Source organism: Phosphitispora fastidiosa, assembly GCF_019008365.1.
GTDB classification, from domain to species: domain Bacteria; phylum Bacillota; class Thermincolia; order Thermincolales; family UBA2595; genus Phosphitispora; species Phosphitispora fastidiosa.
Genome location: NZ_JAHHUL010000163.1, coordinates 1 through 258, shown reverse-complemented (window position 1 = coordinate 258; position 258 = coordinate 1). Strand labels below are relative to the sequence as shown.

General features: G+C 66.3%; 1 protein-coding gene. It reads left to right on the top strand.

Features of this window, described 5'->3' with window-relative positions; genetic code table 11:
• Window positions 1-258: hypothetical protein (locus Ga0451573_RS19350; protein ID WP_231685824.1), on the top strand; the 258-nt coding region annotated here is incomplete at both ends.

Here is a 258-nt window from a genome sequence, read left to right as displayed (position 1 = left end):
CGTGGTCGCCGCCGTGGCCATGCTCTATGTCTGGTACGGCAGCATTCTGATCCGCCTGCACCCTTACGAATACGTCTTCTACAACACCCTCGTCGGCGGCACGCAGGGCGCCGCGGCGCGCTACGACATGGACTACTGGGTCAACAGCATGCCGGAGATGGTCCGCCTGCTGGAGGACTACCTGCACCGCACCGAGCCCGCCGGCAGCCGGCAGGTCTACTCGGTCGGGGTCTGCGGGGAGCGGCTGTCGTTCGAGAA